Raw genomic sequence first — 6,514 nt, 5'->3', positions numbered from 1 at the left:
TCGCTTTTTACCTAACCGTTAAAGATTAGCAGCTTTTACATGCTAGAAACGACCGTTTCCAACACGTAAAATGTGACTACTGCTCCGTTTTAGCGGGGGGCGCTGGCACGTAAGCTGGGAAGAAAAATTGGGTTGTTTTCCGCGCTTCCTTGTTGGTATCCATTCCCTTACGGAACTTCTGAATCTGCCCCTGGTAGTAGTCCCGCTCTCGGCCAACCTCTTGCGCTACCCCTAGCAGGTGGTCGTATTTGGCCTGCGGCACCTGAGAAAAGAGCCCCATGAAGGCCTGCGTCAGCAGCACGAGCACCAGAGGCACCACGGCCACTAGGCCAGCGGCTTTCCAATTGGTAAAGCCCACTACTTCCCCCTCAATAGACACCTGGCGGGGAAAACCGGTCTGAATCGCTTGCAGCTGCTGCGCATGGGCGGTGTTCTCCTTTGCCCCCTGGGCCAACGTGGCCCGCATGGTGGCCGTGGCCTCGCTCATAATGCGCGCCGTTTCCGTGTTGGTGGGCATATAGGGCACAATCAGCTTGGCAGCGGCCTCGCCGTCAAGGGTAATGTGGTACCCCTCCTGGGCCTGGCTCAACAGCTGCTCACCCTGCGCCTTGACTTGCGCCAGCAGCTGCTGTAACTCGGCGGCCGTGGCCGGCTTGCCGCGCTTGAGGAGGGTATCAATCCCGTCGCGCATTTGGGCCACGGTCACAAATAGGTCGGCAGGGTCAATCGGCTGCATCACAAAAGGGAAAAAGAAACTACATCGATAGGCCCCCGCTCTGCTCGCGGTCGGGGATTTGCTGCTTGGTGGGGGCTTGCGTCGCCTGACGGGCCGTTTCCTGGGCGTTGCGGGCCGCTTCCTGGGCCTGCTGGGCAAAGAGCTGGCGCAGGGCCTCGGCCGAGTAGCGCTGCACGGCCTGGCCCACTACCTGCGCGACCTCGGGCAGCTGCGCCTGGTGCTGGTCGAACATCTTTTGCAGATTGCCGGCGCTGAACGCTTTGCCCACCTCGCTGCCCTTCATCTGGTACCCGTCCTTCTCGAAAACGACCCCAAACACCGCCGGCCCCGCCTTTTTTTGGTGCACACTGGTCTTGACCTCGATGCCGTAGGGGGCCAGCCGCGTTTGCAGCTGCGCGAAGCTGGCCGAATAGGGGGCCGTTTGGCTCAGGGCCGTGGCCACCTCGTGCCGCGCCCGCTGCCAATCGGCGGCGCGCTCCGCTTTGGGGGTCGCGGCCACCGCCTGCCGGTGGGTGGGGCCGACCTCGTGGGCCTGCTCGCGGCCCCGCTGCTCGGCCACCGTCAAGCCCAGCTGCTGCTCGAGGCGCTGGCACACGCGCCGGCTCTCCTGGCCAATGAAGTTGTCGGCTATCGTCTGCCCGTCATTGTCTACCCGGTTCACCACCAAGTGCGCGTGGGAGTGTTTCTTATCAAAGTGCTGCACCAGTGCCCATTGCGTATTTTCTAGCTTCATCTCCTGCACGTAGGCCCGCCCGGCCTCGCGCAGCAGCTCGCTCAGCTGCTCGGGGCTGCGGCCGGCCGCGTCCTCGGCCGGCAGGGCCAGCGCGACGTGTAGCACGGCGTTACCCAGCCCTGGGCGCTGCGCCTGCTGGTACTGGAAGTCCTGAGCCATGTGGGCCGCACTGTCGGTGCGCACGCCCTCCGCGTCGAGCACCTGCGCCTGCTTGTCCTCCTGGAACACGTAGCGGCAGATGCCCCCGAAGCTCTTGCCGATTTTCACCTTCCCAATCATGCCGCGCTCGGGTTAAGGGTGGCCAGCAGCTGCTGCACCTGGTCAAGGGTGGCCCGCGCCCGGTCCTGCACGTCCTGGCCCACTCGGGCCTGCACCACCAGCTGGTTGAGGTTGGTGGCCAGCTTGACCAGCTGCCGGTAGTGCTCGCGCTGCTCCGCCGTGGGCGCGGCTTGAATGACCTGCACCCCATCGAGCGCCGCCCGGATGATGGCCGACCGGCTGTAGCCTGTCACCCGCGCCTGCTCGGTGAGCTGCTCCAGCTGCCCCCGTTCCAAGCGTAGCTGGATGGTCGCGTCGTGGGTGAACTGGGCTTTTGGCCGGCCGGGAGCCCGCTTCTTTTTGGCTGGCTCGGGGGTAGGGCGCTCAGGATTCATGGGCAAAATTGAGGTTAAAGCTAGGGCTCCCCACTGGGGCAAGAAGAGGGAGGCCAACGGCCGACCGGGGTTTTTGCGAAGCAAAAACACTTCTTGCTTTACGTTGAACAAGCTACTAACGGGCCTCCAAGGTACGACTTCCGTGCCTCTCTTTCCAACTACCCAACCAACTAGCCACTGACCGGCTACCCTTCCTGCTGCCCACCCCATCCGCTGCCCCCTCGTGGCTCACCTGCTGTTCTTGGCGCTACTTCCTCCACTACCCTGCTGGCCCCTGCTCTCTTCCCTGGCCACCCTACCCGCTAGCCGCTACTCCCCTCGCTGCCGGCCTTCCACGACTTTGCCCAGCTGCTACCCAATCCTCGCCGGCCTCTCTTCCCCACTGCCCAGCACTACCGAGTACTACCCCGCCCAAAGCAGTACATAAGCTCGTCCTTTTGAGATTATAAACTTCTAACTACTAATAATATGGTGTTTATTGAATGCTCGCAAGTTACTGGCTTCTAACGGTTTTGTTGTTTTTGTTTTGCTCGCGCCGTTGTACCCCTGAACAGCTTCTGAAATCCTTTTTTTCCTCGCGCGGGAACACCAATTGGTGTATTTGAAAAGCTTTGCTTATTTGTAGGGCTCGACACTAGTCACTGTAACTAACTTATTTTCAGAGGTTCATGAACTTGAAAAAACGGCGAAATGGGAGGTTTAATCAGTGAAATGGGAGGTTTAATCAGTGAAATGGGAGGTTTAATCAGTGAAATGGGAGGTTTAATCAGTGAAATGGGGAGGTTTAATCAGTGAAATGGGAGGTTTTAAAAGGGTGCTCCTTAAAAATACTCCCCTTTATTGTATCTTTGCCCTATGAATCAGCCACTTGTTACCGATTTGGAGATACGTCAAAGTAACGCCTTGACTAACGCCCGCTTTGAGTATAGTGAATTACAACTAGACTTGTTTTTCTTCATGCTTTCTAGACTTCGGAAAACACAAGAATCCTTAGTTTATCAGTTGAATATCAAGGAATTATCTGCATTAACTGGCAAGCAATATCATCTACCCTACCTGCTGATAGCTACGGAGGGCATGATGTCTCGTGTCTTTTCAGTAACGACCGAGAAAAGCATCAAGCAACTTTCTATGTTTCAAAGGATTGAGTATTTGACGGGCACTGGAATCATAGAATTTGAGCTTACTCAGCACATTCTACCTCACCTGTTCCACCTCAAAGAGAACTTCACCAGCTTCGGCTTGGCTGCTGCTCTCCGTCTCACCAGCAAGTATGCTAAGCGCATTTATCCGCTTTGCAGTCAGTGGAAAGACCTAGGCGAAACCAAAAAGTATGATATCCAAGATTTTAAAAAGACATTGGGCCTGCTTGATGCCAAGGGCAACGAGAAGCTGAAGTTATTCAAAGATTTTCGCGTGAACGTGCTGGATGTGTCTGTCAAACAAATCAATGAGCACACTGAACTGCACATTAGCTATAAGCTCGAGAAAGTAGGTCGGAGCGTCAAAAACATCATTTTCACGGTCAAGTCGCAAGCCCTGGCTGAAACCATCCCCTTCGACCTGGTGGCCACTGCTCAACCTCTGCCCGGTATGCAGCAGAGCCACTACGACAATGCCGCCCGCATCCTCGACGAGCTACGCATCACTGATGCCAAGCACCGGCAAACCATCCTGGCCAGTGCCGCCCACGTCGCGGAAGTCAACCGCTATAACCACGATTTGAAAACGGGCAAGGTCAAAGCCAGCCGCAATCCTGGGGGCCTGCTACTGGTGCGCCTAGGGTTGGTAGCCGCCAAAGTGCCGAAAGTCTAACCTGGGGCTTTATTTGCCCCTTCCTGCCCCCTTCCGCTCCCTGCATGGCCTACTACACGACCAACGAAAAAGTATATCCCTTCCTGGGCGACCATCGGCGCGGCTTCGAACTGTTCTGGCAAACGGCCTACGTGCTGCACCTGGAGGGGCGCAAAAACCACTCTTCCCACCGGGGCGCGGGCTTCGCCGAAGTGGCCGCAGCGGCTGTCAACCCCGCCACCGTCTGGTTAGAAGTCCCCGAGTACCACACCGCCACTCAGTTGCGCTACGCCGGCCTATTCGGCTTCCGGGGGAAACTTCACCAAATCCTGTGCGTGTTCACCACCCGGCCCTACCGGCGCTGCATCATCAAAACCAGCCACATCGCCGACCCGTTTCTCATTCGCCGCGCCCAGGCTGCTAACTTGCTCTAGTTATGAAAAAGCACACCCCCTCCGAGTTTGAAATCGAACTGCGCGAACGCGCTGGCTCCCCGGAAGCCTTCGAGCGCCTGCTCGACAACCTGCAAGCCCAGATGGCCGAGATTGCCCGCAAACGGGGAAAAATCGACTTGAATCTCGACATTATGGCCCCGGTTCCCCCCCGGCCAACCCGTCGTCGCACAGCTGCTTCTAAATAGCACTTTAGGGGCAGTGGGGAAGTGCAATTTTTCCCTTTGATTATAGGAAAAAGTACTTAACATAAGATTGCTTATAATCTCCGTCTTGGAATCCGTGCGGTTTTCGCCTCCCTCGACAGCGGGCTGCCGGCGTGGTACTTTGCTAGGGGACTAGGCGCTTGTTTGGAGTTCACAAAACTCATCCCCTCGGTGCGTTTCGTAAACTTTGATTCGTAGACGGGTTTCTTAAATAGCTTTGCAAAGCGCATATTTCCTTATTACATGAACTATTTGAATTCATGCCACAGACTTTGCAAATCCAGCCAACAGAAGCCCAGCAGATATCTTGGGTTAAGTACACGCTAATCACTTTACTAGCGGTCGTATTTACTTGGCTATTTCATGAATTCATGCATTGGCTGACCGGAGAAGCTTTGGGCAACAACATGGTTATGACTATAAACTCGGGCTACCCCGAAAGCAGGCAGTACGTTAGCCCCTGGCATGCAACAGTAGTAAGCGCTGCCGGACCTATTGCCACATTAGTGCAAGCAATTGTTATTTATTCCTTGATTAAAATCCGTTACAACCTAGCATTATTTCCCTTCTTATTAACGTGTTTATACATGAGAACCATAGCCGGGTTCTTAAATTTTATAAATCCAAACGATGAGGGAAGAGTAGGCGTTGATTTGGGAGTTGGCAAGTTCACACTATCCATTTTGGTGGTTGCCTTTCTCTTCTATCTCACTTATAAAGCTATCAGCAACAATGGCATCAGCAGAAAAGAAGTGATAATAACCACACTTGTGGTTATGTTTCTTAGTTCAGTTCTTGTTCTATTCGACCAAGCTGTAAAAATAACTATTCTTTAAATTAACACCCTGTGCATTAGAGCCTGTTGGGGAATTAAGTTAGCCGGTTGAGGCAGCGGGTGAAGCCCGCCGTGGGCTTGGGTGAGCAACAACGCGAGCCAACTCAGTGCCACCACCCGCGCTACATTCACTGGTCGTAATACGCTCCTATGCGCTCTTATTGGTTTTTTTCACTGCGCTTCTGTTGGGTTCTACTGTCCTTGTTGCCTTCAACAGCTGCTGCACAACTGATTGTCGGGAACATAGTGAATAAAGCCACCCAACAACCTATCCCTTTTGTCAACGTGGGCTTGCCCAAACGCGGCCTGGGTACGGTGAGCGACGAGCAAGGGCATTACCAACTGCGCTACAATCCTGCGTACGCAGCCGACAGCGTGCGCGTGTCTAGTGTCGGCTATGAGCCTCGGATGATGCCCTTTGCGGCCTTGCTTGCTGGGGCAAACGTGGGGCTCGCTCCCTTGACTGTTTCCTTGACCGACGTGAACGTCGTGGCCGCTTCTGTCTACTCCCGGACCCACACGCTGGGGCTGGACAAGCCAAGGCCAAAGTTCAATTTTAGCCTGAGGAGCAACGAACTAGGGACCGAAATCGGTACGGTTATCCAGGTGGAGCGACGCCCCTCGCTCGTACAAAGCCTGCACGTGGTCGTCGCTAAAAATGAAACGGCGCCCCTCACCTTGCGCGTGAACGTGTACCGGCTGGACTCACAGGGACAGCCGACCACAGAAAAGCTCCTGCAACGGGACGTGCTGTTAACCACAAGTCCCCAAACAGGCGTCCTCACCGCCGACCTCACCGCCGACCGGTTGGTCTTGACGGAGGATTGCCTACTCGCGGTGGAATTGGTGAAAAGCAGCGGACCCGGCACCCCCGATGTATCGAAACTTTACTTTGGGGGCGCCTTGGGGTACGGCGGGCAATGCTATGCCCGGTTAGCCAGCCAAGGGGCCTGGATAAAGCCAACCGTGAAAAGCAATGTGCCGCTACTAGGCAAGAAATTGCAAGTCGCTTTTTACCTAACCGTTAAAGATTAGCAGCTTTTACATGCTAGAAACGACCGTTTCCAACACGTAAAATGTGACTACTGCTCCGTTTTAGCGGGGG

Annotated in this window: 8 protein-coding genes; 5 read left to right on the top strand and 3 right to left on the bottom strand. The window is 55.3% G+C overall.

The window, feature by feature from the left end; all coding sequences use genetic code 11:
* Nucleotides 1-76 precede the first annotated feature (76 nt).
* From BEN49_RS09440 to BEN49_RS27780, 3 genes are read right to left on the bottom strand one after another with little or no spacing between them, the layout of a single operon-like run.
* Nucleotides 77-736 (bottom strand): hypothetical protein, encoded by a 660-nt coding sequence (locus BEN49_RS09440; RefSeq protein ID WP_070742774.1) that lies wholly within the window; start codon nt 734-736, stop codon nt 77-79.
* 19 nt (nt 737-755) lie between these two features.
* The gene (locus BEN49_RS09435) at nt 756-1,748 is read right to left on the bottom strand and encodes a relaxase/mobilization nuclease domain-containing protein (protein WP_070742773.1); all 993 of its coding nucleotides are present in this window, start codon (nt 1,746-1,748) and stop codon (nt 756-758) included.
* Nucleotides 1,745-2,122, bottom strand: a complete 378-nt coding sequence (locus tag BEN49_RS27780) for a plasmid mobilization protein (RefSeq protein WP_070742772.1) — start codon at nt 2,120-2,122, stop codon at nt 1,745-1,747. Before BEN49_RS27780 ends, BEN49_RS09435 begins: the two co-directional genes overlap by 4 nt.
* 855 nt (nt 2,123-2,977) lie before the next feature.
* Between BEN49_RS27780 and BEN49_RS09425 the strand changes: the two genes are divergently transcribed.
* The 5 genes from BEN49_RS09425 to BEN49_RS09405 all read left to right on the top strand — a co-directional run bounded on the left by BEN49_RS09425 (nt 2,978) and on the right by BEN49_RS09405 (nt 6,444).
* Nucleotides 2,978-3,937, top strand: a complete 960-nt coding sequence (locus tag BEN49_RS09425; RefSeq protein WP_070742771.1) for a replication initiation protein — start codon at nt 2,978-2,980, stop codon at nt 3,935-3,937.
* 44 nt (nt 3,938-3,981) lie between these two features.
* Nucleotides 3,982-4,350, top strand: coding sequence for a hypothetical protein (locus tag BEN49_RS09420; RefSeq protein WP_070742770.1), 369 nt, complete (start codon nt 3,982-3,984; stop codon nt 4,348-4,350).
* A gap of 2 nt (nt 4,351-4,352) precedes the next feature.
* On the top strand, nt 4,353-4,556 hold the full coding sequence (locus tag BEN49_RS09415) for a hypothetical protein (RefSeq protein WP_070742769.1): 204 nt from the start codon (nt 4,353-4,355) through the stop codon (nt 4,554-4,556).
* 278 nt (nt 4,557-4,834) lie between these two features.
* Nucleotides 4,835-5,410: a hypothetical protein gene (locus BEN49_RS09410; protein WP_070742768.1), complete on the top strand. Its 576-nt coding sequence runs from the start codon at nt 4,835-4,837 to the stop codon at nt 5,408-5,410.
* Nucleotides 5,411-5,559: 149 nt separating this feature from the next.
* Nucleotides 5,560-6,444: a carboxypeptidase-like regulatory domain-containing protein gene (locus BEN49_RS09405; protein ID WP_083325953.1), complete on the top strand. Its 885-nt coding sequence runs from the start codon at nt 5,560-5,562 to the stop codon at nt 6,442-6,444.
* Nucleotides 6,445-6,514 lie beyond the last annotated feature (70 nt).

The sequence above is a fragment of the Hymenobacter coccineus genome (assembly GCF_001816125.1).
Classification (GTDB): Bacteria; Bacteroidota; Bacteroidia; order Cytophagales; family Hymenobacteraceae; genus Hymenobacter; species Hymenobacter coccineus.
Note: the sequence above shows the minus strand (reverse complement) of the source record. Positions and strands in the feature narration are given on the sequence as shown.

Excerpts from the sequence above, each read along its gene's own strand:
- BEN49_RS09440 (WP_070742774.1), bottom strand. The coding sequence starts at position 736 with ATGCAGCCGATTGACCCTGCCGACCTATTTGTGACCGTGGCCCAAATG.
- BEN49_RS09435 (WP_070742773.1), bottom strand. The coding sequence starts at position 1,748 with ATGATTGGGAAGGTGAAAATCGGCAAGAGCTTCGGGGGCATCTGCCGC.
- BEN49_RS27780 (WP_070742772.1), bottom strand. The coding sequence starts at position 2,122 with ATGAATCCTGAGCGCCCTACCCCCGAGCCAGCCAAAAAGAAGCGGGCT.
- BEN49_RS09425 (WP_070742771.1), top strand. The coding sequence starts at position 2,978 with ATGAATCAGCCACTTGTTACCGATTTGGAGATACGTCAAAGTAACGCC.
- BEN49_RS09420 (WP_070742770.1), top strand. The coding sequence starts at position 3,982 with ATGGCCTACTACACGACCAACGAAAAAGTATATCCCTTCCTGGGCGAC.
- BEN49_RS09415 (WP_070742769.1), top strand. The coding sequence starts at position 4,353 with ATGAAAAAGCACACCCCCTCCGAGTTTGAAATCGAACTGCGCGAACGC.
- BEN49_RS09410 (WP_070742768.1), top strand. The coding sequence starts at position 4,835 with ATGCCACAGACTTTGCAAATCCAGCCAACAGAAGCCCAGCAGATATCT.
- BEN49_RS09405 (WP_083325953.1), top strand. The coding sequence starts at position 5,560 with ATGCGCTCTTATTGGTTTTTTTCACTGCGCTTCTGTTGGGTTCTACTG.